The organism is Paraburkholderia sp. SIMBA_054, assembly GCF_046534875.1.
Classification (GTDB): domain Bacteria; phylum Pseudomonadota; class Gammaproteobacteria; order Burkholderiales; family Burkholderiaceae; genus Paraburkholderia; species Paraburkholderia hospita.
In genome coordinates this window covers 1-276 of the sequence record NZ_JAWRXV010000667.1, presented here as the reverse complement: position 1 = coordinate 276, position 276 = coordinate 1, and the positions used below count along the sequence as shown (strand labels likewise).

At 60.5% G+C, this 276-nt stretch carries 1 protein-coding gene; it reads right to left on the bottom strand.

Annotation, left to right across the window (positions count from 1 at the left end; translation table 11 throughout):
- Positions 1-276, bottom strand: a 276-nt coding sequence (locus tag SB822_RS56765) for an ATP-binding cassette domain-containing protein (RefSeq protein WP_410859062.1), incomplete at both ends; no start/stop codon positions are given.

Here is a 276-nt window from a genome sequence, read left to right as displayed (position 1 = left end):
AGCAACACCGTCATGCCACGTTTTTTCAACTCCACCAGCACATCGCCGATGCGCTGCACGATAACGGGCGCAAGACCTTCGGTCGGCTCGTCGAGCAGCAGCACCTTGACCCCGGTGCGCAGGATGCGCGCAATTGCCAGCATCTGCTGTTCGCCACCCGAAAGCTTGGTGCCGGGGCTGTTGCGGCGCTCATGCAGATTGGGAAAGAGTTCGTAGATTTCGTCGAGCGACATCGTGCCCTGACTGCCTTTGGCGACGACAGGCGGCAAAAGCAGG